The sequence below is a fragment of the Microbulbifer halophilus genome (genome assembly GCF_026183675.1).
GTDB lineage: Bacteria > Pseudomonadota > Gammaproteobacteria > Pseudomonadales > Cellvibrionaceae > Microbulbifer > Microbulbifer halophilus.
On sequence record NZ_JAPIVK010000021.1, the window covers coordinates 12,745 to 39,470 of the forward strand.

The following is a 26,726-nucleotide window of genomic DNA, read 5'->3' on the forward strand; positions in this document are numbered from 1 at the left end:
AGAGGGTTAGGGAGAGGGGACGGCCCGGCCCCAATGTCTTTTACTAGCGCAGGTTGGAGCGAACTCCGCGAAGTCCAACAACCGGGGCCGAAAAACCACCGGGCTCCTTCACAGCTCTCTCCCGGTGGGAGAGGGGAGCTCAGTCGGCAGCATTCGGTGTGGACCAGCCAGCCGGGTTCCATCAAGGCTCGTACCAGTCCCCGGCAGCAGGGTCTTCACATCCGGCCTCGATATTCTTTCCGTCATTGACCGCCCGGGGCGCACGGCGCGCCCTACGCCGGGTCCCGGTCCGGATTAGCCGCCTTTGCGCGCCAGCGCGTCTGCGGCCAGCGCCAGGAACATGTAGTTAGTGGCGCCGCCGCCCATCACATATTCGGTCTGTTGCCAAAAGAAGGGCCAGGTCTTCAGTTCCGGCAGGTCCGGGCGGATCAGTGCCGTGCCGGAAATCACGCCGCCGGGGATATAGGACCAGTCGGCGCGGTTGACGCCGTAGGCCACCAGCGCCGAGTCGGACCCCACGCCGGAGGCGAAGGACTTGGTGTTCTTGCCCGGGTGTACGCCGAGCACGAAGTTGAGGGCGTTCAGGTAGATCTCCCGGTCGGCGATCTGTGGCCAGCTCTTGTGCACGAAGTACTGTTTGACGCCGAAATCCTGGATGCCCCAGCCGGCGCCCCAGATATGCGGCTCGTAGGGCACGCCGTAGGGGGTGGCCTGCGCCTGCTGGCGCACGCGCCGCTGCTGCCCTACGACAGCGTCGTCGATGGCCTGCACGAATGCCCGGTCGTCGATGCGGGGCAGGGCGCGGCCGATGGCCCAGGCGGTATCGTCGATGTCCTCTATCAGCGCGTTGCGCATGGCCACCAGTTGCTTTTTGTAGCCGCGGTCGTCGGTGGCCAGGATCAGTTCCGCCAGCGCGAAGGCCCGCACCGCGGTATCGTCCGTGTTGTCGAAGGCGCGGCTGAATAGTTCCTCCGCGGCGGCCAGGGATTCGCCTGCCAGTTCCGGCCTCTGGTCGCGCAGAACCCGCGCAGCGGCCGCGAGGCCCGCCACCACCTGCAGTTCCCGCTCGGGGTTTTCCTCGGTGAATACCCAGCGGTCGTCGGATTCCGGTGGCGCCTCGGCGGGCACGCCGTCGGGTGTGGCGGTGTCCCGCGCCTGCACGCGGTTGTCGGTCTGGGCCGAGGCGTCGCCGAGCATCACATACTGGCGGATGGAGGGCACGATGATGCCGCGGTAGAGGCGGCCCATCGAGCGATAGCCGCCCAGTATCGACAGCAGCCCGTGCTCGATCTGCTGCAGGGCGTCGTTGCGGCCGTCCGGGCGGTGAATCTCTACCTGCTGTTTTTCCTGGTCGATGGTGGTGGCGTCGTAGTCGAGCCCGAATTCCTCCACCATCATCGACAGCCGCCACACGGTGCCGATCTGGGATTCCACCCGCAGGTCGTAGTCGCCGGCGTCGTGCCAGCCGCCGCGGTTGAGGCCGGGCACCGGCTGGCCGGGCTCGAAATCGGTGAGGGTTGAGGGGCCGGAAACATAGCCGTCGATATGGTTGTGGTTGACCGGCGACATCAGGGCATCGTCGTGGTGGCACTTGTCGTGCCAGACGCGGTATTTTTCGTTCACGCGCATATGGCACATCTGCACCGGCAGGTAGTATTCCAGCGTCGGCTGCCAGGCGTGGCGGGCGAAGACATCGTCGCCGATGCGGAAGGGGCGGGATGTCTGCCCGCGGTAGCGGAGCTGGTACATGCCCGGTTCGCGGATATCGGAGAAATCGAACTGCAGGTAGTGGTAGCGGAGGAATTCGCCCCAGTGTTGCGGCTCGCCGCGCCGGGCGACCTCGGTGCCGTCTTTGCCCAGCCGGAGCAGTTCCACCGGATCGGCGTCGGTATCGCGGCTGTCCTGTTCGATCACGGCCACTTTTTCCTGGCCGGTTGCATAGCCGAGCTGGGACACCTGGATCACCGGCTGGTACTGCCAGCCTTCCTCCGTGTGCGGTTCGACGATCCACTCGATGGCGTTGTCGGTAGCGCCGGCGGGCACCTGGGCGCGGACGATAAACCAGCCGTTGTTGTGGTTGCCGCGGCCGTCCCGGAGTTCCAGTTCGCCGCCTCTGACGCGGCGGATGCGCATGCGCTGCAGTTCCGCTTCCGGCGCCACCAGCAGGGATTCACCCCGCGCCAGCGGTGCGGTGACCCACTCGCCGTTGCGCTCGACCGGGGGGCCGTTGGGCTGCACCGGGAAGATGCCGGCTTCGTCGTCCATGCGATAGGATTTGCCGAAGAGCTCGCCGGGAAACAGCTCGAAGTTGAAACCGACCTTGCCGATCCATTCGTCCGGCAGCGGTTCCTCCAGGTCGACGCTGATCCGGAAGCTGTCGCCCTCCAGCGCCTCCACTTCTACCCGGTAGCCGAATTCCAGCGCCGGGTACTCAATCGGGTTGAAGCCCTTGCGGTTCTTGCTTTCGTCCGGGTAGGCCAGTGTCTGGGCGATACGCTGGTGGTCGCGGTCGATCTCCGCCTCGCCGACCCCCTTGGGTACCGGCGACCACTGCCCGGGCGAGGCCTCCAGCCGCAGGTCGCCGCTGGCGGCGGTGCGCACGCCGTGCTGGATGACGGTAACGCCGGTCTGGTGGCCGTCCGGGTAGATATCTGCGAATACCGTGACATCCAAGCCGGGCTTGGAGAAGTAGCCCTTGTCATTCAGGCGCAGGTCCTCGGCGGCGGGGGTGGCGGTAAGAAAAAGCAGGGCGAGCGGGAGCACAACTCTCATCGGACATGCCTCGTTATCGGTTTTTCCGCTTTTCTAGCCCGGGCATCCGGTGCTGTCGTCCGATTTTGCGCGCAGGGGGATTCTTTTACCCAGAAGCTACGCTTTGCGGGTAGCGATTCGCCGATCGACAAAGTGGGAACTGACCATGCCGGAGAGAGAAGTCAAACCCGTTGCCCTGGGCATCAACCATGTGGCGCTGGACGTGCGCGATATCGACGAGGAGCTGGACTTTCTCGACCAGCTGTTCCGCTTCGAGCTGCGCGGCCGGGGCGAGGGAATGGCGTTTATCGAGCTAGGCGACCAGTTTCTGGCACTGTTTGAGTCGATAGAGCCGGGCAGGGACGGGCATCGCCATTTCGGCCTGGTGGTCGACGACAAGGCGGAGGTAGAAGCACGCCTGCAGGCGCGGGATATCCCGATCGTCAGCGAGCGCTTTCTCGACTTCCACGATCCCTCCGGGAATCGCTGGCAGATCGTCGATTACCGCGAGATTCAGTTCATCAAGCATCCGCAGATTCTGGCATCGCTGGGCAGGGCGGAGATCCGCAAAACCGGCGATGCGTTGGAGCAGTTGCGCAACAAGGGAATCGAGCTGTGATGCGCGCGGACAGGGCCGTTGACAGGAACCCATAGCATGACCGAAGACTTCGACAGACAGCATCAGAAGCGCCCGCCCCAGAGCCAGTCCCGCCAGCCCGGGCGCGAGTACGAGATGCAGCCGAGGCCGGTTTACATCCGCGACAACTATCGCGGTTCGGGCAAGCTGCGGGATAAGGTGGCCCTGATCACCGGCGGCGACAGCGGTATCGGCCGCGCCGTGTCCGTACACTTTGCCCGCGAGGGGGCGGATATCGCCCTCGTTTACCTCGAGGAGGATCGGGATGCGCAGAAAACCGCCGGGCTGGTGGAGGCGGAGGGACGGCGCTGCGTGCTGTTGCGGGGCGACATCCGCGATTCCGCCTTCTGTGGCCATTGCGTTGCCGAGACAGAGGATCAGCTGGGGCGGCTGGATATCCTGGTCAACAACGCCGCCGAGCAGCATCCGCGGGAGGCGCCGGAAGAGATCGACGACGAGCAGTTGCGGGATACCTTCGCCACCAACCTGTTCAGCTATCACTATTTCACCCGCGCGGCGCTGAAGGTGCTGCGGGACGGTGGCGTGATTCTGAATACCACCTCGGTCACTGCCTATCGCGGCAGCGATCACCTGATCGATTACTCGAGTACCAAGGGCGCCATCGTCAGTTATACCCGCTCCCTGGCCATGGCGGTGGCAGGGCGGGGGCTCCGCGTCAACGCGGTGGCTCCGGGGCCCATCTGGACACCGCTGATCCCGGCCACCTTCGGCGCCGACCGGGTGGAGGACTTCGGCGGCGACACGCCCCTGGGGCGCGCCGGCCAGCCCTGCGAAGTGGCGACCTGCTTTGTCTTCCTGGCCAGCGAGGATGCCTCCTACCTGACCGGCCAGGTGATTCATCCGAATGGCGGTGGGTTTATCGAGACCTGATTCGTAGGGCTGCTGTCGAGACCGAACCGCCACTGGGTCACCTCATCAGCACCAAGAAAAGGGGCGAACGCACAAGTTGTGCCTCTATGGCTCCTCGTAGCGAATATCCACCACATAGTGCGTCACCCACCGCTCACCGACTCGCAACTCCACGTCGTCGTCCAGCCGCCGGCCCAGCAGTGCACGCGCCACCGGCGAGTCCATGGAGATCAATCCCGCTTTTACATCGAACTCATCGGGACCGACGATGCGGTAGGTGACGGTATTGCCGTCGTCGTCCTCGAGTGTCACCCAGGCACCGAAGAAGACTTTTTCCCGGTCGTCCGGGATCTGGTCGACAACGGTGATTTCCTCCAGGCGCTTGGTGAGGAAGCGCACGCGGCTGTCGATTTCCCGCAGGCGCTTTTTGCCGTAGATATAGTCGGCATTTTCCGAGCGGTCGCCCTGCTTGGCGGCGTCGCTCACCGCCTGGGTCACCCGCGGGCGCTCTTCCTCCCACAGGTGTTTGGCCTCTGCGCGCATACGCCGGGCGCCCTCGGGGGTGATATAGCGGGAACCGCGCCGGCGCGGTGGTCTCCATCTGCCCATGGGTCAATCCAGGTTCTCTATGGTGATGCCGGGGCCGGCTTGTGGCAGCGGGAAGTTAAAAATACGGCTGTAGAATTCCAGCTCGCCCTCCAGTGCCATCTTGATGCTGTCGCCGCCGCGGAAGCCGTGGCCCTCCTGCGGAAAGGTGATATAGGCCACGGGCAGGCCCTGTTGTTTCAGTGCGTTGACCATGGTTTCCGCCTGGTTGGGCGGCACCACCTTGTCCTCCAGCCCCTGGAAGAAAATGACCGGGCAATTGAGCCGTTCCACATGCTCGATCGGTGAGCGTTCGCGGTAGACGGCTTCGGCCGCCGGCCAGGGACCCACGAGTTTGTCGAGGTAGCGGGATTCAAACTTGTGGGTGTCCCGCGCCAGGGTGGTGAGGTCGCCGATGCCGTAGTGGCTGGCGCCGGCCTTGAAGGTGTCGTGAAAGGTGAGGGCGGCCAGTACCGTGTAGCCGCCGGCGGAGCCGCCCTTGATCAGCAGGCGCTCCGGATCCGCCAGGCCCTTGCTCACCAGGTATTCGGCGCCGGCGCAGACATCCTCTACATCGACGACGCCCCAGTTGCCTTTGAGGCGCTCGCGGTAGTCGCGGCCGTAGCCGGTGCTGCCGGAGTAGTTGACATCCAGGATCGCGAAGCCGCGGCTGGTCCAGTACTGGATCTTGAGGTTGAGGCCGGCGGAGGCGGCGCCGGTGGGGCCGCCGTGGCTGAACACGATCAGGGGTGGCCGGTCGCCCTCCGGGGCCTCGAAGTCCGGGTTCTCCGGCGAATAGTAAAAGCCGTGCACATGCCGTTCCCCGGCGGGAAATTCGATGGCCTGGGCGCGGGAAAACAGTTCTTCCGGCAGTGCGTTGCTGTTGCTGCTGGCGATGGTGGTGAATTCGCCGGTGCGGTGATCGAAACCGACCACGGCCGGGAAGCGGCTGGAACCGGCGGCGATCATCACCGCGCCGCGGTCCGGGCTCTCGCAGCGCAGGCTCTCGATAGCGCAGTAGGGCTGCTCGATGACCTTGTGGCTGCGGTCGCGCGTATCGATTGTGGCCAGGTGCCAGCGGCCCTCGCAGGTGTAGGTGCAGAGGATTTCGCCGTCGCTCAGGAAGCCGTAGGTGGACATGCCGAACACCCACTGGGGCGTGGCAAACTCGGCTTTTTTCCGCCACAGGGGTTCATCTTCGCCCAGGCGGTAGATATTCCACCAGTTGCTGCGATCGGAGACGTAGAAGAGTTCGCCACCGGGGGACCACTGCGGCTGGAAGACAGATTCGCCGTCGCCGCCGGCGACCACCCGCATATCGACCGGCGAGCCGTCCGGGTCGATTTCCGCCAGGCACAGTTCGGTGCCGTCCCAGGGCATGTTGGGATGCTGCCAGCGCAGGAAGCAGAGCCTGTCGCCCGCCGGGTCCAGTGTGGGATTGGAATAGAAGTCGGCCCCCTCGGCGAGCACCTCGGGCTCGGCATCGGCGCCGCTGCGGAGGTCGATCGCCAGGATTCGCGCCCGGGCTTCGCCCTCGCCGGAAAAATCCTCCTGCACGCAGAGCAACCGCCCGCGTTTGCGGTCCAGTTGCAGGTCGGCGTAGCGGTAGGGCCCCTCGGCGGTCAGTGGCTCGGGTACCTGGCTGCCTATCTCCAGGCGGTAGAGGCGCTGGTCCTCCGCCAGTGCGAAATAGACATGGTCGCCGTCCACCAGATAGCTGGCGCCGCCGTATTCGTGGGCCTTGGAGCGGATGCTCAGCGGTGCGGGAATCGCGTCCCGGCGGCCCTGTTGCGGGCAGTGCTGCACCAGTACCGAGCGGCCCTTTTCCGCCGGGCGCGATTCCAGCCAGTAGTAGCGGCCGTCCACCAGCGCCGCTTCGCTCAGCCGCACGCTGCCCTGTACCAGCAGGTCGGCGTCGATGGCGGATTTCCAGCTGCCGTAGGGGGCTGTCTGCACACTCATGATCTCGGATCCTTCTCTCGATTTGCGGCGCATTTTGCCGAGCCTGTCGGCGCGGTACAACTGTAGTCAGCCCGCCGGTGAAGGTCTCGCTGACCGCCGGGACACGGGCCGCCCTTTCTCCCTCCTGCCCATCGGCTAGTCTTACTGGGAGCGTATATTTCTGCGCCAGCTGTATTCTTCGAGCGGGAGCGCGCGATGCAAGCTTTTCTGGATACCCTGTCGAGCCTGATCGGTTGGGGCAGCGCGATTACCTGGGGCGGCATTGGCGGTATCTGGTGGTTGGGAATACTGATCGCGGCGTTGTTGCCGGCGGGTCTCTACTTTACCTGGCGCAGCCGCTTTATCCAGTTCCGCTCGTTCGGCCATATGATCGGGGTGATGAAGCGCAGCTTCAGGAAGGAGCACGAGGATTCGGTCAGTTCCTTCCAGGCGTTTGCCACCAGCGCTGCGGCGCGCGTGGGCACGGGCAATATCGCCGGCGTGGCGGTGGCGATCACCGTCGGTGGACCGGGTGCGGTCTTCTGGATGTGGATTGTGGCCTGGGTGGGGATGGCGACCAGTTTTGTCGAGAATACCCTGGCGCAGACCTACAAGGTGCGCGGCGAGGAGAAGGGCACCTTTCGCGGCGGGCCCGCTTACTATATCGAAAAGGGGCTGGGCAGGAAGTGGAAGTGGCTGTCGGTGTTATTTTCCATCTTCCTGGTGTTCTGTTTCGGCTTCTTCTTCAATGCGGTGCAGTCCAACGCCATGTCCTCGGCGGTCCACGGCGCATGGGGTGTCAATCCGCTGTTGGTGGGGGCCCTGGTGGCAATGCTGGCGGCGAGCATCGTTTTCGGCGGCATTCACTCCATTGGCCGTTTCGCCGGCATCGTGGTTCCGTTCATGGCGCTGGTCTATATCGCCATTGCGGTGGTGGTGATTGCCATCAACCTGGAACATATTCCGGCAGTGCTGCTGCAGATATTCGGTAATGCTTTCGGCTACGAAGAGGCGGGGGCGGGTACTTTCGGTGCCGTGGTGGCCAATGGTATCAAGCGCGGGCTCTTCTCCAATGAAGCGGGGATGGGGTCTTCGCCCAATGTGGGGGCGGCGGCGGACGTGAAACACCCGGTGGTTCAGGGTTATGTGCAGATGGCGTCGGTATTTCTCGATACCATCGTGATCTGCACCGCCACGGCGGCGATCATCCTGCTGTCGGATGTGTATATGGTGGGCAACATGGAGGGGGTGACGTTGACCCAGGATGCGCTGTCCAGCGAGGTCGGCGCGCTCGGCGGCAGCTTCATTGCACTGGCACTGTTGTTTTTTGCCTTCACTTCCATCATCGCGAACTACTACTATGCCGAGACCAATATTTTCTTCCTCTGGCATACCCGCACCTCCATCTTCTGCTATCGCGTTCTCTATATCCTGTTTATCCTCTTCGGCGCCTGGGTGGCCTACAGCGGCAAGTCGGAAAATTTCGCGCTGCTGTGGAATATGGCGGATATGTCCATGGGCTTCATGGCTTCTGCCAACCTGTTCGCCATCCTGTTGCTGTCCGGTGTCGCCTTCAAGGTATTCAGCGACTACGAGGAGCAGCGGGCGCGGGGCGTGGTCGAGCCGGTGTTCGATGCGCGCAAATACGATATCGAGGGGGTGGAGCACGATGTCTGGGGCGGCAGAGATTAATGCGGAATGCGGGACGCGGACTGAGGCATGTGGGCTGTCGCCGATAGACAAGTAATTGGGCCGATAGCGATCTGTTTCACGCTCTAGCTGTGCTGGCCTGCTCCTTTCCGGGGTTGCGGCCGCGGGCATCCGGTGGCGGTGAGAACCAGTGCGCACCGCGCGCCGGGGGAATCTTTTAGGCTCCGACTGCTCTGCCACCCCTACCGGAGTTCGCTATGCCTGGCCAGGAAATGTTCCAAGTCGTTTCCGCGGGGAAAACCCTGCGCTCCAAACCGTCGGTGGAGGTGGTGCAGGAGGCGGTGCGGAGCTTTTCCATTCCCGCCGCACAGGCGCGGCGCCTTCTGCTGAAGGGCTGGGTGATCAAGGATGGTCTCACCTCGAAGCAGGTTGTGGAGTACCAGACCCGGCTGCAGAAAATCGGCCTGCGCGTGGATGTCTTCCCGGCGGGCAAATTCGATAACCGCGCCCTGTTGGCCAAGCTGGATTTCTCCCGCAAGCGTCGCGCTCGCAGCACCCCGCCAGCGAAAACGGTAGTGAAAGATGCGCCGGGTGTCTCCCCCGCGGTAAAGCCGGATGTCGCAAAGGCAGAACCCATGCAAACGGCCGGGCGGCGCGCCTCCAGGCAGGCAGATAGCGAGCGGGAAGGCGGTGACCGGGCGCGGGCACAGGTGGAAGCCCTCTTTGCCGATATCGAGGTGGGCACCGGCGAATCGGTGCTGGAACGGGTGCAGCTGCTGCTCGGCGCTGTGGCAGCGGCGCTGGTGCCCGGCCTGTTCGTGCTGCTGGCGGCATTCTGCAGCTACAGCGCCTTCCGCGCCCTGTGGCGATTGCCCCAATCGGCCATGGCCGGTGAATTCGGCCCAATGGTCGCTATCGGGTGTTTGATCAGTCTGCTGCTGATCGGGTTTGTGGCGCTGTTGCTGCTGTGGCCCTTTTTCGCCGCGGGGAAATACGATGCGGCCGGGCAGGGCGGCATGCCCCTGAAACGCGGTGATGCGCGGGGCCTCTACTTGTTGCTGGAAGTGCTGGCACAGAAGACCGGTCTGCCCATTCCCGCCCGGCTCTCCCTGTATGCGGGCGCCGAAGTGGTCGCGGAGCGGGTGCGACCGGCCGACCTGCTTGCCCGGCGGCTGTCGCTGAAACTGGGCCTGGGGGCCGTCTGTTCCCTGTCCGGCAGTGAGCTCGCCGCCCTGGTGGCCCGCGCCGCGGGCATCTATTGCGGCAGGCTGCGCGGTTTTACCGCGCTGCTGGTGCTGGGTTCTGCGCGCCGCCTGCAGTTGATGCAGTGGGCGTTCGAGAACGAGCGCACGGCGGTGGCGCCGCAGGGCGGGGTAGCCGGGTTCCTGCGGCCGCTGGATCGCGCACTCGCCGCCTGCGGCAGCGCGATGGTGCCGGTCGTCGACCGCCTGTTGAACCTGCATCGGCGGCTGACGGCTCCGGTGGCGCGGCGGCTGGAGTACCGCGGCGATAGCTGTGCGGCGCGGCTTCTCGGCAGCGACGGTTTCGCGCGTTTCGCCGAAAAGTGGCACCAACTGGTGCATGCGGAGCTGGTGGTGGCCGGGATCAATCGCGAGGCAGCGATCGCCGGCCAGCGGCTGGCGGACTACCCTGAGGCAATCCACTGGACATTGCAGCATCTCGACGATGAAACCCGCTCGAATATCGAGCTGGCCATGTCGCAGACCTCGGACGCTTGGGACAGTGCCCAGGCGGCGGACAGCGAGAGAGTGGCGCGGGTGGAAGACCTGCAGTTGCCGGCGCTGATCGAGCGGGAATTCTCCGTGCAGAAACTGATCGAGCGGCTGCCTGAATGGCGGCAGTCCACCAGTGCCGTCGTCGCCGACGACGGGAGCCGGCCGGTGGACAACCGGCAGCTGCTCCAGGCGAGTAGAGAGGCCGAGCAGTCGCTGCAGGTACTGGGGGAATATTTCAACCGGATCCCCCTGCAGGGGCTGCTGCCGCAGCAGCTGCCCGCCAGTGAAGAGCTGGCGGGGATGGACCTGCAGGCCGCAGTCGACTGGTTGCGCGGCAAACTGGTAGAGGTGCGCGACCTGCAGCGGCGCCTGGGGGATCTGCGCGACCGGGGGGTGGCCATCCACCTCGGCGGCGGCCTGATCCGGATCCAGGCCGGGATCCAGCCGCGGGACTACTGTCTCAGCGGCGCCACGCCGGCGGCTGCCGACGAAAGCGCCAGGGACAACCGCGTGCGCCGCGAGGAAATACAGTCGCAGCTGGATCAGGTTTTCCGTGTCTTTTACCTGCGCGCCCGGCGCGCGGTGGAATCCATGTCCGGCGACGAACGGCAGGCGGCGCAGGCGCAGGTGAAACGGCTCGAAGCCTATCGGCCATTGCAGGCACACCTGGAAAAGCTCGATCACTACGCGGCTGTTCTCGGCCTTGTGATCGACGGCGTGAGCCCGGCCGGATCGCAGCGGGAACTGGTGCAGAAGTTTTACGCGCTGGCATCGAAGGAGTTGCAGCTCGCCACTGCCGCCGTCGACAATTCGGCCACGCTGCGGAAACTGGGGCTCGCCGGGGCGCTGGAGCAGCGAGTGGGCAGGGCGGAAGCCCCGGAGCTGCCGACCGAACGGCGCGGGATCCTGGATGCGCTGCAGGCGATGGAGTTGCGCTGCAAAGGTGCCAGTGCGGCGATAGCGGAGCACTATCGCATTCAACTGGCGAAGCTGCTGCAGCGCTGTCTGCAGCGGGAAGCACAGATGGATATTCGCCCACTGCGACTGTTGAGGGTCAGTGGGGAGTGATTGTGGTTAGCGGCCGGCGACGGGCGCCGACTCTCTTCTCACCGCTCACCACCCACTAGCCTCCAGCCAGCTTGACCTTGAAATCCTTCGCTTCCAATAGTGCCTTGACCTCGGCGCGTTTGTCGCCCTGAATCTCGATTGCGCCTTCCTTCAGTGCGCCGCCGCAACCGCAGCGTTTCTTTAGCTCTGCCAGCAGCAGCTTCAGCTCCGCATCGGTACCCGGTAACCCGCGCACGCAGGTTACCCCCTTTCCCTTGCGGCCCTTGGTCTCCCGTTGGATCCGCACGATGTCGTCGCCCTCGCGGCGCTTCTCCGGCTTGGGGTCTTCCTTGACGCGGCCGCGATCGGTGGAGTAGACGAGGCGGTTTTCTTTCTTCATTGCTGCTGAACTCTATGGGATGCCGAAAGAGTAAGGGTACTGCCAACACGGGGACTTTGTTAAGACGTGGCCCGGCTATTTCATCCGGGTGTTAGGCCCTGAAGATAAGGCAGCTGGTAAAATATCCGGGCTAGCAGAAGTGTAGGGCGGGCGCTATAGTTCGGCTTTGCGGGAGGAAACTATGCCACTGACGGGCAGGCGCAAGCAGCTCAACGAAATCATTTTCGGCACGGATACACCGGCCGGCAAGTACTTCGACGTGATCCTGATCTGGACTATCCTGGCCAGCGTCCTGCTGGTGTTGCTGGTGTCGGTGGAGAGTATTGCCGGCTACTACGGCGAGCTGTTTTTCATCCTGGAATGGGTTTTTACCGCGCTGTTTACGGTGGAGTACCTGTTGCGCATCTACTGCGCCGTGGATCGCCGCTCCTATGTCTTCAGTTTTTACGGGGTCGTCGATCTGCTGGCCATCCTTCCCAGTTACCTGGCGCTGGTGTTTACCGGTGCCAGCTATCTGCTGGTGGTACGCCTGCTGCGGGTACTGCGCATCTTCCGCATTCTCAAGCTGGTGCGCTATCTGCGCGATGCCAATCTGCTGGGGCGCTCGCTGTGGCAGGCGCGGCGCAAGATCCTCGTTTTCTACGCCAGCATGCTGGTGCTGTGCATTATTTTCGGGGCCCTGATGTTCGTGGTGGAGCAGCCACAACACGGTTTCACCAGTATCCCCAAGAGCATTTACTGGGCAATCGTCACCATCACTACCGTCGGTTATGGGGACATAGTGCCGCAGACCGCCTTCGGGCAGGCAATCGCCGCGGCGACGACACTGATCGGCTACTCGATCATCGCGGTACCCACCGGGCTGGTAACCGCAGAGCTGGCCACGGAAATGCGCCACGAGCGCACCCTGCACCGCTGTGACAACTGCAGCCGCGCGGGACACGATGTGGATTCCGAGTACTGTAAGTACTGTGGCTACAAACTGGCTGAGTTGCACGATCTGCACGGGGCGCGGGAAGAGGGCTAGTGTGCCGTACGGGAAGTTCGCAAACAGTTCGCTGCGCCAAAGCGCCCGGCTCTTCGTTGAGAAAGCTTGAAATAACGCTGCTATTCCAGCGCTTTCTCGCCTTGATCTGAGCGCCTTGGCTGTGCTCCTTTGTTTCCGAACTTTACAAGCGGTCCATAAGGCTCTCGTACTACGGATTGCGCCCGCCGGCAGAAGTCACTACTCTTCCNCTTGGCTGTGCTCCTTTGTTTCCGAACTTTACAAGCGGTCCATAAGGCTCTCGTACTACGGATTGCGCCCGCCGGCAGAAGTCACTACTCTTCCGCCTCGATTTTACTGCTGAAAAGGTACCCATGGAGATTTACGGTTTTTGCGCTCCCGGTCTGGAATCCCTCTACGACACCTTTGCCGACAACTTCCGACACAGCGGTGACAGCGGCGCCGCCTTTGCAGTGCGCCGGGGTGGCGAACTGATCGTGTCACTGTGGGCCGGCAGTGCCGATCGCGACGGACAGACACCCTATACCGAGGATACCCTCGCCAATGTGTTTTCCTCGTCCAAGGGGATTCTGGCCGTATTGGCGCTGCAGCAGGTGGCGGCGGGGCAGCTGGACCTGGACCGGCCGGTGGCGGACTACTGGCCGGAATTCGCCGCGGCCGGCAAGGGGGGCATCACCCCGCGCCAACTGCTCTGCCACCGCGCGGGCCTGGTGGCCTTTCGCGAGCGGGTGCCGGATTCCCTGATCTACGACTGGCAGGCGGCCTGCGAACAGGTCGCCGCCTCCGAACCCTGGTGGCCGCCGGGCTCGCGGCAGGGGTATGCCCCTTTCCTCTACGGCTGGTCCCTGGGCGGGCTGCTGGAGCGGGCGAGTGGCAAAAGCCTGCCGGAGCTCTACCGCGAGGGTCTGGCGGAGCCGCTGGAACTGGACGGTGGTTACGGTGCCAAAGGGCATCGGGCCACCCGTATTGCCGATGTGGGACCGCTCAAAAAGCCGCTGCCTGAATTGCGCGAGAACGCCATAGGCCGCGCGATCAAGGAAGACCGGCAGGGGCCGGTGGGCATGGCCTTTACCAACCCGGTCAGCCTGATGATGGGTACCAACAGCGACGATTGGCGCGGGGCCATCATTCCCGCCGCCAACGGCCACTTCAGCGCCCGCGACCTGGCCACCGTATACGGCGCCCTGGCCCTGGAGCGGCCGTCGCTGCTGACTCCGGAGCTGGTTGCCGAGATGGCGCGGGAGCAGAGTTGCGATCGCGACGCCGTGTTGCAGGCCGAGATCAGTTTTGGCTGTGGTGTTATCCGCAGCGGCCGGGCGGCGGATCTGCATTTCGGTGGCGAACGGGGTTTCGGCCATCCCGGCGCCGGAGGCAGTGTGGGTTTTGCCGATCCCGAGCGGGAAATCGGCTGTGGTTACGTCACCACGCGCCTGGGGCAGAGCCTGTTTATGGATCGCCGCTCGGTCAAGTTGGTCGAGCAGCTGTACAAGTTGCTCTAGCCCGGATATTTCACCAGGGGCCGCGATGATCGCGCCGAGGTCTGTGCGTTCAGTGCATTTTTGCGGCGTACATGCATGCTGGTTCACGTATTAGCCGCAAAAATGCGCTGAGCGTGCAGAGATCAAGCGAGGGCGCGGCCAGCGATGACCGGTGACATTTGGTGTCCGCGAAGAAGTAGCGAAACACTTGGAAAACAACGAGTTAAATTAAATATCAAGCGGCTTGGTGAAATATCCGGGCTAGGAGGTACCGGATGGATCGGCAGCAGGCAGAGCTGGAAGCGAGAGTCGAAGAGCTGGAAACCCGCGTGGCCTTCCAGGAGGATACCCTGGCACAACTCAATGAAGTCATTGCCACCCAGGATGGACAGATTCGCGCTATGGTGGAGCGGCTAAGGGAACTCGGCGACAGGTTTCGGGATCTGACTTCCGAACTGCGGGGCCCCGGCGGGGAAAAACCGCCTCACTATTGAGGGAATCGGTTTCCAGCGGGAAGGCTATCGTGGTACGGAAGTACCCTAATACGTGAACAAACAAGTTAGAGTGGCTGCTAATCAGGATTTTTTCTTAAAAAAGAGTTTCTTCTCTGCAGTCAAGCCTTGACAAACTTTTCCACATGGAGAAGGTGCCACTGTCGTTACAGGCGATAACATAGGGATAAGTGGCGCACTGAAGCGCGATAGATGGCTAACTTGTTGTTTTTTATGGGGAAAATTTGACGGTTCAAAAATTGTGCAAACTGCTGAAGTCGAGGAATCGTGCCGTCTGGCGCTCTCTGCCGGTGAACAGTGCACAGAGTTATCCACAGTTTCTGTGGAATAAATCGAACGACTTGTCAGGCAGTGTGGCGCTTCACAATTCCGTCGTCTCTTTGATTTCCGGCGCTCCGGCTTCGGGAAATGGGGACTGGCTCCTAGACCCGGAATGCGTTTAAGCCTAATCTTCGATCCCGAAAAAGAAGCGATCGGTTCAGCTGCCAGTCAGCTGTTTCCGGAGATACTTCCAACCAAATACGGGCGGGTTCCAACCGTCTCGACACCCTTTCACCGATTAAAGCGTTAGGAGAAGCTTGATGAAAAAATGGGTAGCAATTCTCGCACTGGGCTCACTGGTAGGCTGTACCACCCTGGATCCCTATACGGGGGAAAGTAAAACCAGTAATACGGCCAAGGGTGCCGGGGCCGGTGCAGTTGCCGGGGCCATTATCGGTGCGGCTACTGCCAGTGACAGCGACCGCAAGAAAGGTGCCATTACCGGTGCCGTGGGCGGTGCCGCCATCGGCGGTGGAATCGGCCATTACATGGATCGCCAGGAAATGGCCCTGCGCAAGCGACTGGAAAGCACCGGTGTCAGGGTCCAGCGCGAGGGTGACAATATCCGCCTGATCATGCCCGGCAACATCACCTTTGCTACCGATCGCGCCGATATCCGCAGCGATTTCCACGGCACGCTGGATTCGGTGGTAGTGGTCCTGAAGGAGTTTGACCAGACCGCCATCCGCGTCAGCGGCCATACCGACAGCACCGGCTCGGACGTCTACAACCAGACGCTGAGCGAGCGCCGCGCCAGCTCTGTCGCCAACTTCTTTACCGGCCGCGGTGTTGCCAGCGGTCGTGTGCAGGCAGTGGGCTACGGCGAACGCTACCCGCTGGCGGGCAATGACACCGATGCCGGTCGCCAGGCGAATCGCCGGGTAGAGTTGGAGTTGCTACCGCTGAAGTAATATGAGATGAAGGGCACTGCGGTGCCCTTTTTTGTGGGCGGATGCGAACAGCCCTGGCGCTGTTCGCTGTCGTTCCTGCAGGGCGTTCGGGGGTTAACGGCAGGGATAACCGGAGAGTTCAGCGTGGTGAGCAAAGCATCGGCTGTAAGGATACGCCATTTCATTCTGGGCCTGTTGTGCGGTATCGGCCTCGGCAGCCTGGCGCCGGTTGCTGCCGGAGAGGCGGAGGCTGTTGCCGGGGATAAGCTGGGCCCTCGATTTGCCGAAGCCGAACTGGTGGCCCAGGTGCAGATTGCCGGTATCCACCGCGATGTCGACAATGCCCTGTCCGAAGCGGGCATGACGGCGGTTTTGGGTTATGTGTACTCCGCCGTCTCCAGGCAGGTATGGAAAGGGGAGGCCAACCGCCTGATCGCCTTTCGCGTGGGACTCCAGGACTGCGACCGGAAGTTGCGGAAGGGTGCCAGCTACCTGATCTTTGCCAGCCCCGACAGCTTTGGTCGCCTGCAACTGCGCAGTTGCGACGCAGCGGTGCCGGAAGCTGAGGCCGGTGCCCTGCTGGCGCAGCTTGAGCAGGCGGTTAGCGGCTAGGGGTGAGTGGAGAGTGGCCTGCAGCGCAGTTTCGCGACATTCTCACACCTATTCAGCCACCAGTCGCTCATAATTCCCGGTTCTAATCCCGACTTTCAATACAGCAATCCGGCCTTGACTCGAGGAACAATGTTCCTTGAATAACCCCCTTGGCGAGTTATTCTTATCAATATTGGCGTCATCTTCTTCCGCGCTGCCAGATGTCGTGACGGAAGGCCGGGCGCCAACCGGCTGAAGTGGACACAGCATCGCTGCCCGATCCGATTCAAGTTGGCGGAATCCGGTCGAGCGATTTTCCAAGACAGTCTCCAATACGCAACAGCTAGGGGTCAAAGGTGGGTTTATGAAAAAGCTACTGCTTCCGCTGATAATTTTGCTGCTGATTATCGGCTATTTCATGTCGCGAGGCGGCGATCAGGACGCGAAGGACGCATACGATTCCCTCGACAAGCCGGATACGGAAATGCAGCGGGACCGGGATACGGACACCGCGCCGGATGGCACCGAGCCTCCGCCCGATGGCATGGACACTACTCCGGACAGCGATAGGCCCGAGCAGCCCGAGACTGCGCCTCCCGGCGGGGATACTTCCTCTAGCGGTACTACCTCCGGTGATACATCCGAGGATGTGATGGAGCGCGCCGAGGACGCCGCCGACGATGTGGGCGATGCTGCCAGTGACGCCGCCGGCGAAGCCGGCAGGGCCCTGGAGGACGCGGGCGAGGCCACCAAAAAGGCGGCCGAGGACGCCGTGGACACCATGGACAAAAAGCTGAAAGAACTGGAGGGAAAGGATTCCGGTTCGTCCGACACGTCCGAAGAGCCACAGAGCTGAGATCGTCACTTCCGCTTCCGGAGCCGCGAACGCTCGCGGCTCCGGTATTTCCGGTGACCTGTTACCGAACTTTGCGTAACGACCACCGGGCGGGGTAGCATCCGCCCCGCTATAGTTGAATGAACGGAACGGATGTGAAGGATACCTTGGCGGTCGTCGCCAGTAGTGATGCATGTTTGTCGGCGGCCCGGGCGCTGGCCGTCCAACTCGATATTCCCTGTCTCGACTGTGTTTCCCCCGAAGAAATCGACGCACCCGCCCAGGTGCTGTATCTGGGTGCGCAGCTAGAGCTCTGCGCCACCGGCCGCAAGGCGCCGGGGCCGGTATTCGTGGATTTTGTCGGCGGATCGGCTGCACACCGGCGCAAATTCGGCGGCGGCAAGGGACAGCAGATTGCCAAAGCGGTGGGTATTCGCAGCGGTTTCTATCCCCGCGTGATCGATGCTACTGCGGGGCTGGGGCGCGACGCCTTTGTGCTGGCGTCGCTGGGCTGCGAAGTGTTGATGTTGGAGCGCAACCCGGTGGTGCGTGCGCTGCTGGAAGACGGCCTGCGGCGCCTGCGTGAAGCCGCCCAGGGTGACGCCGAACTGGCCGCTATCGCCGGGCGGTTGAGCCTGGAGCAGACGGCTCTGCCTGCCGTGGAGTGGCTGTTCCGGCAGGCACCGGAGTCGCAGCCGGTGGTCTACCTGGACCCGATGTTCCCGGGGCGGGGCAAGAGCGCCAGGGTGAAGAAGGAAATGGCCGCGTTTCACCTGCTGGTGGGCAGCGATGCAGACGCCGACGCATTGCTCGAACCGGCCTTTGCCGCCTGTTATTACCGCACTGTGGTCAAGCGCCCCAGGAATGCCCCCTTTCTCGCCGACAGAAAACCGTCACTCAGCTTCGAGGGGAAATCCGGGCGGTTTGATATCCATACCAAACACGGTGTGCCCGGGTAGGGTGGTTGGTGGCGCTAGAGCTGCCGACCACCAGACTGCATCAACAGTTGACCGCGTTCACCGCCAATCCCCCCTGCGACGTCTCCTTGTACTTGCTCTGCATATCCACCCCCGTCTGACGCATGGTTTCGATCACGCTGTCCAGCGGTACGATATGGGCGCCGTCGCCGCGCAGGGACAGGCGCGCGGCGTTGATGGCCTTGACTGCGCCCATGGTGTTGCGTTCGATACAGGGTACCTGCACCAAGCCGCCGATGGGGTCGCAGGTCAGCCCCAGGTTGTGTTCCATGCCGATTTCCGCGGCGTTCTCGATTTGCTGGTTGTTGCCGCCCTGGACCGCGGCGAGCCCCGCGGAGGCCATGGAGCAGGCCACGCCGATCTCGCCCTGGCAACCCACTTCCGCGGCGGAAATGGAGGCGTTTTTCTTGAACAGCATGCCGATGGCGCCGGCGGTGAGCATGAATTTCACCACCTGCTCCTTCAGGTCGCCGTGCTCCTCCGGGTCGTGCACGAACTGCACGTAATAGGCGATCACCGCCGGGATCACGCCGGCGGCACCGTTGGTTGGGGAGGTGACGATACGGCCGCGGGCCGCGTTTTCCTCGTTGACGGCCAGCGCGAACAGGCTGACCCAGTCGAGGATGGAGAGCCCGTGCTGGTGTTCCTCCTCGCTCTGCTTGCTGAGCTCGCGGTAGAGCTCCGCCGCCCGGCGGCGCACATTGAGCCCGCCGGGCAGCAGGCCGGTCTGTTCGCAGCCGCGCTTGATGGACGCGTCCATCACTTCCCAGATATGCCAGAGTTCATCCCGGATTTCGCTTTCGTCGCGGAAGGCTTTTTCATTGGCCATGGCCAGCTCGGCGATGGTCCAGTCGTGCTTTTCGCACAGTTCCATCAGCTGCCTGCCGGAACTGAAATCGTAGGGCAGCAGGGTGGCGATCTGGTCCTTGTGGGCGAAATCCTCTTCCGACAGTACAAAGCCGCCGCCGATGGAAAAGTAACTGCGTTCGAACAGCAGTTCATCGCCGTGCCAGGCTTTGCAGGTCATGCCGTTGGCGTGCTGTGGCAGGAACTCGTCGCTATGAAACAGCAGGTCGCGATCGCGCTCGAAGGAGATCCTGTGATCGCCGTTCAGCGCCAGGGCCCGATCCCGTTCGATCTGTGCCAGTTTGTCGTCGATGGTATCCACATCGATGGTGTCCGGCGCCTCGCCCAGCAGCCCCATCAGCACTGCCATATCGGTGCCGTGGCCGATGCCGGTCAGGGCCAGGGAGCCGTACAGGTGTACCTCGACCCGGTCTGTCTGCTGCAGTTTCTGTTCCGCCTCGACATCCCGGACAAACTGCCGGGCAGCGACCATCGGGCCCACGGTGTGGGAGCTGGACGGCCCGACGCCGATTTTGAAAAGCTCGAAGACACTGATACTCATAGAAATTCTCTGAACCGATTGCACTGCTGAAGCGGCGGTCCCCGGAAATACCGGGCCCTGCATCTTCGCTTGAGCAGGATATAGTTGCACCAAATAGGGGCGAACTTTGCCCATATAGTAGCGACAATCAAGGCGGTTGGTGAGATTCCACACAAAATGCTATTTGCGCGCAGTCTGGCGGAATTAATGGGTTCTGAGGCCGGCTGAGGAATAGAAGCTACGGCACTTTGGCGACCAGAACAGCCCGTTTGGGCGCGGGGTGACCCTCGATGGTTCTGTCCGGTGACCCGGGGTCCAGAAAATCGGCCAGGGATTCGAAGCGCATCCAGTCGGTGCGGCGCTGTTCGCCGGGGCCGGTGGTTTCCACGTCGACGGTTTTCGGCTCGCGGAATCCGCACTTGCGCAGCCAGCTCTCCAGTGTGGCGCAACTGGGCAGGAACCAGACGTTGCGCATCTTGGCATAGCGGCCCTCCGGCACCAGACAGTCGCCGGGGCCGCCGTCGATCACCAGGGTCTCCAGTACCAGCTCGCCGCCCGGGCGCAGTGTGTCGCGCAGTTCGCGCAGGTGATCCATGGGCGAGCGGCGGTGGTAGAGCACGCCCATGGAGAAAGTGGTGTCGAAGGCGCGCAGGTTTGGCGGGATATCCTCGATCCCCAGTGGCAACAGGTCCACGGGTTTGTCCGTGCCCAGGTATTTTTTCAGGGCGTAAAACTGGGCGACGAACTTGGCGGATGGATCGATGCCGACGACCCTGCGCGCGCCGGCGCCGAAAGCCCGCCAGCAGTGATAGCCGTTGCCGCAGCCCACGTCCAGCACCAGCCGTTTCTGCAGTGGAGCGATATGCGGCAGGACGCGATCCCACTTCCAGTCCGAGCGCCACTCGGTATCGATAGTAAGATCGAAGATGTCCCAGGGGCCCTTGCGCCAGGGGTGCAGGCGGCGCAGTTGTTTTTCCAGCTCCGCCAGCTGCTCTGCCGGGGCATCGGCGGCGACACCGGCGCGCACTTTTTCCGCGAACTCGACACTCGACGGCTCGATATCCGGCAGTGCCTCCAGCGCCGCGCGCCAGTCGGGCAGGTCGCCCCAGCGGTGCGGATTCAGGCCCGCCGCCACCTGTTCCGGCAGCCGCGGCAGCCAGGGGCGCAGGGCGGGGATGTGTTGCAGGCCGGCGTACAGTTGCGTGTAGTCGATCATGCCGCGTCGGCCTTGATTGCGATCATCGAGGCAAAGTTGAAACACTGGAACCAGACATCGACACTGCCGAAACCGACGGATTTCATACGTTCCCGGTGGGTGGCGAGCGTCTCGGGAATCAGTACGTTCTCCAGCGCCGCGCGCTTCTGCGCCACTTCCATTTCGCTGTAGCCGTTGGCGCGCTTGAAGGAGTGGTGCAGCTCGATCATCAGCTCCTGGTGATCCCGGTCCTGGAAAGCGACTTTCTCCGACAGGATCAGCACGCCGCCGGGGCGCAGGCCGTCGCAGATTCTCTGCAGTATCTCCCCGCGTTCTTCCACCGGGATAAACTGCAGGGTGAAATTCAGCACCACCACCGAGGCGTTTTCGATGGCGATATTCTGCAGGTCGTCGCAGACCAGTGTCACCGGGATCTGGCCGCTGTCCGCAGCGAGCACCGTGCGCGCGCGGTCGACCATCGCCCGGGAGTTGTCGACTGCGACGATTTCACAGTCGGCCGCCGGTATCCGGTGGCGCATGGACAGGGTGGCCGCGCACAGGGAGCTGCCGAGATCGTAGCAGCGGCTGCCGGACTGCGCGTAGCGCTCGGCGAGCGTGCCGATCATCGCCACGATGGTGGTGTAGCCCGGCACCGAGCGCTGGATCATGTCCGGGAAGACGTCGACCACGGACTGGTCGAACTGGAAGCCGGCCACGTCGCCGAGGGGGTTGGCGTAGATACTGTCGCGTTTGCTCATGGGACGGAATTCGGAATGCGAAATGCGAAATGGCGTCTCCAGTATTCCGCATTCCTCATTCCGCATTAATGCCTCCTACAGTTTCTCTTCCTGCAGATTGAGCTCAAGGCCTGCCTCGCGCCCCTGTGTTCCGGTCACCACTGCCGTGCTCGCGCTCTCCGGCTTGAGATAGGTGGCGGCGACCCGCTGCAGGTCATCGAGGCGCACCTGGGTGACCCGGCGGCGGAATTCCTGGCGCACTTCGTGAGTGCGGCCGTAGAGTTCCGAGTGGAAGGCCTTCTTGGCCTCGCCGGCGGGGGAGCCGGGTTTGTCCAGGCCGCCGACCACGCCGAGAATGGCTTCCTCCACCTGTTCGTCCTTGTGCTGTTCGTCTGCGAGCCATTCCAGTGAGGCGTCGAAGTCCCGCAGTGTCTCGCCCATGCGCGGATCGCGATAGGAGAAGAAGCGGAATACGCCGGTATTGCTGTCGTGGCCGGCGCCGCCGCCGTAGGCGCCGCCCTGTTCGCGGATCGCGCGGTGCAGGAAGCCGTTGCGCAGGAAGCCGCCCAGTACCGACAGGGCCGGGGCGTCCGGGTGGGTCATGGGCACGGTGGCATAGGCCTTGGCGCAGAAATTGACCTGACTGTCGGCGATCCACAGTTGTTGCACCCGGTGCGGATCGAAAGGCGCCGTGTCCGCCGGTGCGGTACCCACGGCGTCGTTGGTCAGCGGTGTTAAGGCATCGCTAAACTGCGGCAGTCGGTCTTCCTCGCCCACCAGCAGGAACTGTCGCTCGGCGCCGATGATCTTGCGGTGGATGATCTCCAAATGATTGACAAGTTTTTCCATGCCCGCGTCGGTTTCAAAACTCCGCACCAGTCCTTTCAGGTGGCGCAGCCCCAGCAGACCGCCGCTGGCGTGGGTCTCGAAAGCCGCGCGATTGTAGCCGGCCGCGGCCGCGGCCATGGCCAGCGCGTGGCCGTTGCCCACCACGCCCTGTTCGCGGCGCGCCAGCGTCTGCAGCAGCAGTTCCCTGATGCGCGGCAGCTCGTCGAAGCGCACCTGCTCCAGGGTGGCCTGCATCAGCTCGGTCAGCGCCGACTGGTTGGCCGCCAGCGCCTTGCCGGACAGCACAAAGTGGCCCTGCATCTGCTGCACGTCGTCGATATGGGTGCGGCTGCTGGTGAAGCTGTGCAGGGCGCCGGCGACGCCGGCCTGCCACTGTTGTACCTCGAGGTAGTCCCTGTCGCCGAGGCCGACTTCGCTCAGTACCTGGCAGTAGTAGGGCAGCAGTTGTTTTTCCTCTTCGGTGAATTCCGGCAGGGCACACACCATCTGCTGGTAGACGATGCCGTTGGTACCGGCACCGTAGCGGGTGAGTTTCTGCCGGCGCAATTCGGTTTCCTCGCCCTCGACTTTGGGCATTTCCGCCGGGATATCCTCGACGCCGACTTTCGGCAGAATGGAAATATCGTCCTCGCGCTGCTGGCGTTCCTGGAGGGCGTGGGCGGTCTGCACAATCTGTTGTTTCTCGCCGTCGCTGAGGCCGGCCCTGATTTCCGCCAGGCGCGCCTTTTCCGCCTGCTCGCGGCGCTCCGCCAGTTTGTCGTCCGGGCTCAGTACCAGGCGTACCCGGTGCTGGTTTTCCAGTAGCAGGTCGCGGGTCTTGTCGGCGATAAAGCGCGGATCCTCGATTTTCTCGCGCAGCTTTTCCAGGGTGGCGTCGATATTCAGCAGGCCGATGGCGTCGCCGCGGTGGGTGGCGCCGGTGAGTGCGGTCATGATCAGCTGCAGGCCGTAGGGGAAGCCGTCGCCGGTGATCTCGCGCTGGTGCAGTTCCAGCTGGTGCAGGGCGGCGGCCACCTGTTCGTAGGGAACGCCTTTCTCGGCCACTTCCTCGAGCACCGCCAGTATCTGTTTTTCCAACTCGTCGGCGCGATCGCGCTCGCTGCCCTCGATACCGCAGACAAACACCATCTCGCGCTGGGAGTCGTCCAGGCCCACCAGCGGGGAAGGGGAGGTGCCGAGGTCGGTGGTTTCCAGCAGTTTCATCAGCGGCGAGGCGCTGTTGTCCAGCAGCACGCCGGCCAGCAGGTTGGCGGTCAGCACCTCTTCCAGGTCGGTGACGTCGCCGAGCAGCCAGCCGAATACGATATGGGTCTTCTCTTGAAGGCCCTCTTCGCCGCTCAGCGGGTAGTGTTCCTCCACGGACACCGGCGCCAGGTAGCGATCCTCGCGGTCCACTCCGATGGTCCTGTGCAGCGGCTCGAACTTGTGCAGCGCCTTTTCCTCGAACACCGCCTGGTGCTCGGCGGCGGGGATATCGCCGAAGGTCATGAATATGGCGTTGCCCGGGTGGTAGTGGGTCCGGTAGAAGGCCTGCAGGTCCTCGTAGGTCAGCTTGGGAATATCCGCCGGTTCGCCGCCGGAGTTGTGGTGATAGGTGGTGGTGGGGAAGAGGTATTTGCTCAGGGTCTGCCACAGCTGCGCGCCAACCGAGCTCATGGCGCCCTTCATTTCGTTGTAGACCACGCCCTTGTACACCAGCTCGCTGTCCGGGTTGTCGGTCTCGGCAAACTCGAGGCGGTGGCCCTCCTGGGCGAAATCCATCGGATCCAGCTTGGAGAAGAAGACCGCGTCCAGGTAAACGTCCAGCAGGTTGTCGAAGTCCTTGCGATTCTGGCTGGCGAAGGGATAGGCGGTCCAGTCGGAGCTGGTGAAGGCGTTCATGAAGGTGTTCAGGGAGCGCCGTATCATGGTGAAGAAGGGGTCGCGCACCGGGTACTTGTCACTGCCGCAGAGTGCGGTGTGCTCGAGAATATGTGCGACACCGGTGGAGTCCTGGGGCACGGTGCGCAGCGCCACCAGGAAGACGTTTTCGCGGTTGTCAGCGGCGATATGCAGGTGCTGGGCACCGGTAACCGTATGCCGGTACTCCTCCACGCGTACACCGAGGGATTCGATTTCCGCGCTGGTGACCAGTTCAAAGGCGGGGTGTGCGTTACTCAAAAGACAAGCTCCATCGGTTATACGAGTTGTGGCGCCACGCAGCGGCCGGCGATCGGGGCGCTATTCTACCGCCTGCGCGCGGCGTAAAAACAGTGTTGACACCCGCGCCGGCAGGTCGAACACTTTACAGGCCCTACGGGGGAAAATGTAGACGAACACGGAGAGAGGCGTTGACCTGGTTGGATATCGCCAGTGTGACTGGCTTTTTGATTACCTGGGCGGGATATACCATCTTCGCGCGCAGGAAGGCGAAGGTTTCATGGTGTCTGGCGTCGTCCATGCAGTGGTACCGGGTCGAGTGGATGCTGCGCATGCTGGAGCGCGATATGCGTATGCCGGATGCGGCCATCATCAGCAATCTGGAGCGGGTGATCGGTTTCTTTGCCTCTACCAGTATCCTGATCCTGGCCGGCCTGGTGACGGCGCTGACCGCCACCGATGCCGCCATCGAAGTTCTCAGCACCCTGCCGCTGGCGGAGCCCACTTCGGCGGCGCAGTACGAGCTCAAAATCCTGCTGCTGATACTGATTTTTATTTTTGCCTTCTTCAACTTCACCTGGTCGCTGCGCCAGTACTCGTTCGCCAATGTGTTGATCGGCGCCGCGCCGGCGCCGCCTTCTGCTGAGGAAAAGGGCGACGAGATGGACGAGAAGGAGCGCCGCCGCTTTGCCATCAGCACCGCCAAGGTGATCGACCAGGCGGGCCACAGCTACAACTACGGGTTGCGTTCCTACTATTTCGCCATGGCGGTCATGGGCTGGTTTATCCATCCGCTGGTATTTGTCGCCGGTTACGGGGTGGTGGTCTGGGTGCTCTACCTGCGCGAATTCCGCTCCCGAACACTGCAGGCGATCGTGGCGGCAGAGGGGCGCTCGATGGATCGGAAAGCGGGCAAGTAACAGTGGATACGGAAGCGCTGCTGGCAGCCTTTGACGATATCGCCCGCCGCCGCGGCTGGGCGGCCCTGCATACGCCGAAAAACCTGTCCATGGCGCTGTCGGTGGAGGTGGCGGAACTCTGCCGCCACCTGCAGTGGCGCACCGATGGCGAAATAGCGCAATTGATGGAAGCGGATACGGCGGGCGAGGTGGCCGCGGAGCTGGCGGATATCCAGATGTACCTGATGAAACTGGCCGATATCCTCGGCGTCGACCTGGATGCGGCGCTCGCCGACAAGATGGCGGAGAACCGCCGCCGCTGCGGACTCGACGAGCCGCCCCGCAAATATCCCCATTCCACCGATGAGTGACCGCAATTTCGACGACCTGGCGCACCGCTTCCGCAAGCGTATCTACGGCGGCCTGAAGGGCGATATCCGCCTGGCGGTACTCAATCGCGAACTGGCGCCAGTGCTGGCGGGAGAGCCCGGCGCGCTGCTGAAGGTGGTGGATGCCGGCGGCGGCCAGGGCCAGTTCGCCATGGACCTGGCCGCTGCCGGGCACCGGGTGTTCCTTGCCGATATCTCCGCGCAAATGCTGGCCCAGGCCGGTGAACGGGTGGAAGAGCGAAAGCTGCAGGACAGGGTGACGCTGCTGCACCGGCCGCTGCAGGAGCTGCCCGGGCTGCCGGAAGTCCGGGAGGCGGACCTGGTGCTGTGCCACGCGGTGCTGGAGTGGCTGGAAAAGCCGGGAGAGGCAATTCGGCGCCTGCGGGACCTGCTGCGGCCGGGCGGCCATCTCTCACTGACCTTCTACAACCGCCGCGGGCTGGAATACCGCCTGCTGCAGCGCGGCAGTTTCCGCCAGCTGGATCGCAATATCAATTCCGGTCACTGGGGCGGCCATCCCGGCAGCCTGACACCGCAGAATCCCCTGTTGCTGGAGTGGATCGAGGACTGGCTGGCGCAGGCGGGCCTGTCCGTCGTCGCCCACAGCGGTATCCGCTGTTTCAGCGATTTCATGGAGGAGTCGATCCGCGACAGCCTGCCGGCGGCGGCGATTGTGGAAAAGGAACTCGCCTATTCCCGCGTCGCCCCCTACCGGGAGCTGGCGCGCTATATCCATCTCCTGTGCCGGTGGGATTACCGGCACAGCGGGCCGGCGTAGGCCGGACCGGGTGTAGCGAAGTCCACCATTTTCGGTGCTCGCCCCGATGTCCCGCCATGGCTCTACCACCGACTTCGTCACCGTGCGCTATCTGCGATGATCGCCATGAACAGCACGATAGTCATA

Annotated in this window: 22 protein-coding genes; 14 read left to right on the top strand and 8 right to left on the bottom strand. The window is 63.2% G+C overall.

The window, feature by feature from the left end; genetic code table 11:
• Positions 1 to 294: 294 nt before the first annotated feature.
• Positions 295 to 2,772 (bottom strand): glycoside hydrolase family 9 protein, encoded by a 2,478-nt coding sequence (locus OQE62_RS12030; protein WP_265722287.1) that lies wholly within the window; start codon positions 2,770 to 2,772, stop codon positions 295 to 297.
• A 145-nt stretch (positions 2,773 to 2,917) separates the two neighbouring features.
• Here OQE62_RS12030 and OQE62_RS12035 point away from each other — a divergent pair, with 145 nt between their 5' ends.
• Both OQE62_RS12035 and OQE62_RS12040 read left to right on the top strand, forming a co-directional pair.
• Positions 2,918 to 3,370 carry a VOC family protein gene (locus OQE62_RS12035; RefSeq protein WP_265722288.1) on the top strand — a complete coding sequence of 151 codons (453 nt, stop codon included), beginning with the start codon at positions 2,918 to 2,920 and terminating at the stop codon, positions 3,368 to 3,370.
• A 36-nt stretch (positions 3,371 to 3,406) separates the two neighbouring features.
• Positions 3,407 to 4,279 (top strand): SDR family oxidoreductase, encoded by an 873-nt coding sequence (locus tag OQE62_RS12040; RefSeq protein ID WP_265722289.1) that lies wholly within the window; start codon positions 3,407 to 3,409, stop codon positions 4,277 to 4,279.
• A gap of 84 nt (positions 4,280 to 4,363) precedes the next feature.
• Here the strand turns inward: OQE62_RS12040 and greB are convergent, their stop codons facing one another.
• A complete protein-coding gene (gene greB / locus OQE62_RS12045) occupies positions 4,364 to 4,867 on the bottom strand; it encodes a transcription elongation factor GreB (RefSeq protein ID WP_265722290.1) in 504 nt (167 codons plus the stop codon).
• Between the two features lie 3 nt (positions 4,868 to 4,870).
• The gene (locus OQE62_RS12050; protein WP_265722291.1) at positions 4,871 to 6,805 is read right to left on the bottom strand and encodes a S9 family peptidase; all 1,935 of its coding nucleotides are present in this window, start codon (positions 6,803 to 6,805) and stop codon (positions 4,871 to 4,873) included.
• 195 nt (positions 6,806 to 7,000) lie between these two features.
• On the opposite strand from OQE62_RS12050, the gene OQE62_RS12055 reads away from it, so the two are divergent.
• Positions 7,001 to 8,476 (top strand): alanine/glycine:cation symporter family protein, encoded by a 1,476-nt coding sequence (locus OQE62_RS12055; protein ID WP_265722292.1) that lies wholly within the window; start codon positions 7,001 to 7,003, stop codon positions 8,474 to 8,476.
• Positions 8,477 to 8,691: 215 nt separating this feature from the next.
• Positions 8,692 to 11,238, top strand: coding sequence for a hypothetical protein (locus OQE62_RS12060; RefSeq protein WP_265722293.1), 2,547 nt, complete (start codon positions 8,692 to 8,694; stop codon positions 11,236 to 11,238).
• A gap of 55 nt (positions 11,239 to 11,293) precedes the next feature.
• Here the strand turns inward: OQE62_RS12060 and yciH are convergent, their stop codons facing one another.
• Entirely contained in the window at positions 11,294 to 11,617 is a 324-nt protein-coding gene (gene yciH, locus OQE62_RS12065; RefSeq protein WP_265722294.1) for a stress response translation initiation inhibitor YciH, read from the bottom strand.
• Positions 11,618 to 11,798: 181 nt separating this feature from the next.
• Between yciH and OQE62_RS12070 the strand changes: the two genes are divergently transcribed.
• The 7 genes from OQE62_RS12070 to OQE62_RS12100 all read left to right on the top strand — a co-directional run bounded on the left by OQE62_RS12070 (position 11,799) and on the right by OQE62_RS12100 (position 18,209).
• A complete protein-coding gene (locus tag OQE62_RS12070) occupies positions 11,799 to 12,644 on the top strand; it encodes an ion transporter (protein ID WP_265722295.1) in 846 nt (281 codons plus the stop codon).
• A 332-nt stretch (positions 12,645 to 12,976) separates the two neighbouring features.
• A complete protein-coding gene (locus tag OQE62_RS12075) occupies positions 12,977 to 14,122 on the top strand; it encodes a serine hydrolase domain-containing protein (RefSeq protein ID WP_265722296.1) in 1,146 nt (381 codons plus the stop codon).
• Between the two features lie 254 nt (positions 14,123 to 14,376).
• On the top strand, positions 14,377 to 14,595 hold the full coding sequence (locus OQE62_RS12080) for a SlyX family protein (RefSeq protein ID WP_265722297.1): 219 nt from the start codon (positions 14,377 to 14,379) through the stop codon (positions 14,593 to 14,595).
• Between the two features lie 599 nt (positions 14,596 to 15,194).
• On the top strand, positions 15,195 to 15,845 hold the full coding sequence (locus tag OQE62_RS12085; protein ID WP_265722298.1) for an OmpA family protein: 651 nt from the start codon (positions 15,195 to 15,197) through the stop codon (positions 15,843 to 15,845).
• Positions 15,846 to 15,971: 126 nt separating this feature from the next.
• Positions 15,972 to 16,436, top strand: a complete 465-nt coding sequence (locus OQE62_RS12090; protein WP_265722299.1) for a hypothetical protein — start codon at positions 15,972 to 15,974, stop codon at positions 16,434 to 16,436.
• Between the two features lie 343 nt (positions 16,437 to 16,779).
• Entirely contained in the window at positions 16,780 to 17,271 is a 492-nt protein-coding gene (locus OQE62_RS12095) for a hypothetical protein (RefSeq protein ID WP_265722300.1), read from the top strand.
• 134 nt (positions 17,272 to 17,405) lie between these two features.
• Complete coding sequence (locus tag OQE62_RS12100; protein ID WP_265722301.1) at positions 17,406 to 18,209, top strand: class I SAM-dependent methyltransferase; 804 nt, start codon at positions 17,406 to 17,408, stop codon at positions 18,207 to 18,209.
• A 40-nt stretch (positions 18,210 to 18,249) separates the two neighbouring features.
• On the opposite strand, the gene OQE62_RS12105 is transcribed toward OQE62_RS12100, so the two are convergent.
• From OQE62_RS12105 to OQE62_RS12120, 4 genes are all read right to left on the bottom strand, one after another.
• Positions 18,250 to 19,635: an L-serine ammonia-lyase gene (locus OQE62_RS12105; RefSeq protein WP_265722302.1), complete on the bottom strand. Its 1,386-nt coding sequence runs from the start codon at positions 19,633 to 19,635 to the stop codon at positions 18,250 to 18,252.
• 217 nt (positions 19,636 to 19,852) lie between these two features.
• Positions 19,853 to 20,830, bottom strand: coding sequence for a tRNA 5-methoxyuridine(34)/uridine 5-oxyacetic acid(34) synthase CmoB (gene cmoB / locus OQE62_RS12110; protein ID WP_265722303.1), 978 nt, complete (start codon positions 20,828 to 20,830; stop codon positions 19,853 to 19,855).
• Entirely contained in the window at positions 20,827 to 21,567 is a 741-nt protein-coding gene (cmoA, locus tag OQE62_RS12115; protein WP_265722304.1) for a carboxy-S-adenosyl-L-methionine synthase CmoA, read from the bottom strand. Before cmoA ends, cmoB begins: the two co-directional genes overlap by 4 nt.
• 75 nt (positions 21,568 to 21,642) lie before the next feature.
• Positions 21,643 to 24,555, bottom strand: coding sequence for an insulinase family protein (locus tag OQE62_RS12120; protein WP_265722305.1), 2,913 nt, complete (start codon positions 24,553 to 24,555; stop codon positions 21,643 to 21,645).
• 170 nt (positions 24,556 to 24,725) lie between these two features.
• Between OQE62_RS12120 and OQE62_RS12125 the strand changes: the two genes are divergently transcribed.
• The 3 genes from OQE62_RS12125 to OQE62_RS12135 are packed head-to-tail and all read left to right on the top strand — an operon-like array spanning position 24,726 to position 26,600.
• A complete protein-coding gene (locus tag OQE62_RS12125) occupies positions 24,726 to 25,454 on the top strand; it encodes a DUF599 domain-containing protein (RefSeq protein ID WP_265722306.1) in 729 nt (242 codons plus the stop codon).
• A 2-nt stretch (positions 25,455 to 25,456) separates the two neighbouring features.
• Positions 25,457 to 25,804 carry a nucleotide pyrophosphohydrolase gene (locus OQE62_RS12130; RefSeq protein WP_265722307.1) on the top strand — a complete coding sequence of 116 codons (348 nt, stop codon included), beginning with the start codon at positions 25,457 to 25,459 and terminating at the stop codon, positions 25,802 to 25,804.
• Positions 25,797 to 26,600, top strand: a complete 804-nt coding sequence (locus tag OQE62_RS12135) for a methyltransferase domain-containing protein (RefSeq protein ID WP_265722308.1) — start codon at positions 25,797 to 25,799, stop codon at positions 26,598 to 26,600. The genes OQE62_RS12130 and OQE62_RS12135 overlap by 8 nt, the downstream gene beginning before the upstream one ends.
• The last annotated feature ends 126 nt before the right edge of the window (positions 26,601 to 26,726 follow it).

Coding starts and splice junctions, on each gene's coding strand:
- OQE62_RS12050 (WP_265722291.1), bottom strand. CDS start 6,805: ATGAGTGTGCAGACAGCCCCCTACGGCAGCTGGAAATCCGCCATCGAC.
- OQE62_RS12085 (WP_265722298.1), top strand. CDS start 15,195: ATGAAAAAATGGGTAGCAATTCTCGCACTGGGCTCACTGGTAGGCTGT.
- OQE62_RS12135 (WP_265722308.1), top strand. CDS start 25,797: ATGAGTGACCGCAATTTCGACGACCTGGCGCACCGCTTCCGCAAGCGT.
- greB (WP_265722290.1), bottom strand. CDS start 4,867: ATGGGCAGATGGAGACCACCGCGCCGGCGCGGTTCCCGCTATATCACC.
- OQE62_RS12095 (WP_265722300.1), top strand. CDS start 16,780: ATGAAAAAGCTACTGCTTCCGCTGATAATTTTGCTGCTGATTATCGGC.
- OQE62_RS12035 (WP_265722288.1), top strand. CDS start 2,918: ATGCCGGAGAGAGAAGTCAAACCCGTTGCCCTGGGCATCAACCATGTG.
- OQE62_RS12040 (WP_265722289.1), top strand. CDS start 3,407: ATGACCGAAGACTTCGACAGACAGCATCAGAAGCGCCCGCCCCAGAGC.
- OQE62_RS12105 (WP_265722302.1), bottom strand. CDS start 19,635: ATGAGTATCAGTGTCTTCGAGCTTTTCAAAATCGGCGTCGGGCCGTCC.
- yciH (WP_265722294.1), bottom strand. CDS start 11,617: ATGAAGAAAGAAAACCGCCTCGTCTACTCCACCGATCGCGGCCGCGTC.
- cmoA (WP_265722304.1), bottom strand. CDS start 21,567: ATGAGCAAACGCGACAGTATCTACGCCAACCCCCTCGGCGACGTGGCC.
- cmoB (WP_265722303.1), bottom strand. CDS start 20,830: ATGATCGACTACACGCAACTGTACGCCGGCCTGCAACACATCCCCGCC.
- OQE62_RS12060 (WP_265722293.1), top strand. CDS start 8,692: ATGCCTGGCCAGGAAATGTTCCAAGTCGTTTCCGCGGGGAAAACCCTG.
- OQE62_RS12075 (WP_265722296.1), top strand. CDS start 12,977: ATGGAGATTTACGGTTTTTGCGCTCCCGGTCTGGAATCCCTCTACGAC.
- OQE62_RS12030 (WP_265722287.1), bottom strand. CDS start 2,772: ATGAGAGTTGTGCTCCCGCTCGCCCTGCTTTTTCTTACCGCCACCCCC.
- OQE62_RS12080 (WP_265722297.1), top strand. CDS start 14,377: ATGGATCGGCAGCAGGCAGAGCTGGAAGCGAGAGTCGAAGAGCTGGAA.
- OQE62_RS12070 (WP_265722295.1), top strand. CDS start 11,799: ATGCCACTGACGGGCAGGCGCAAGCAGCTCAACGAAATCATTTTCGGC.
- OQE62_RS12055 (WP_265722292.1), top strand. CDS start 7,001: ATGCAAGCTTTTCTGGATACCCTGTCGAGCCTGATCGGTTGGGGCAGC.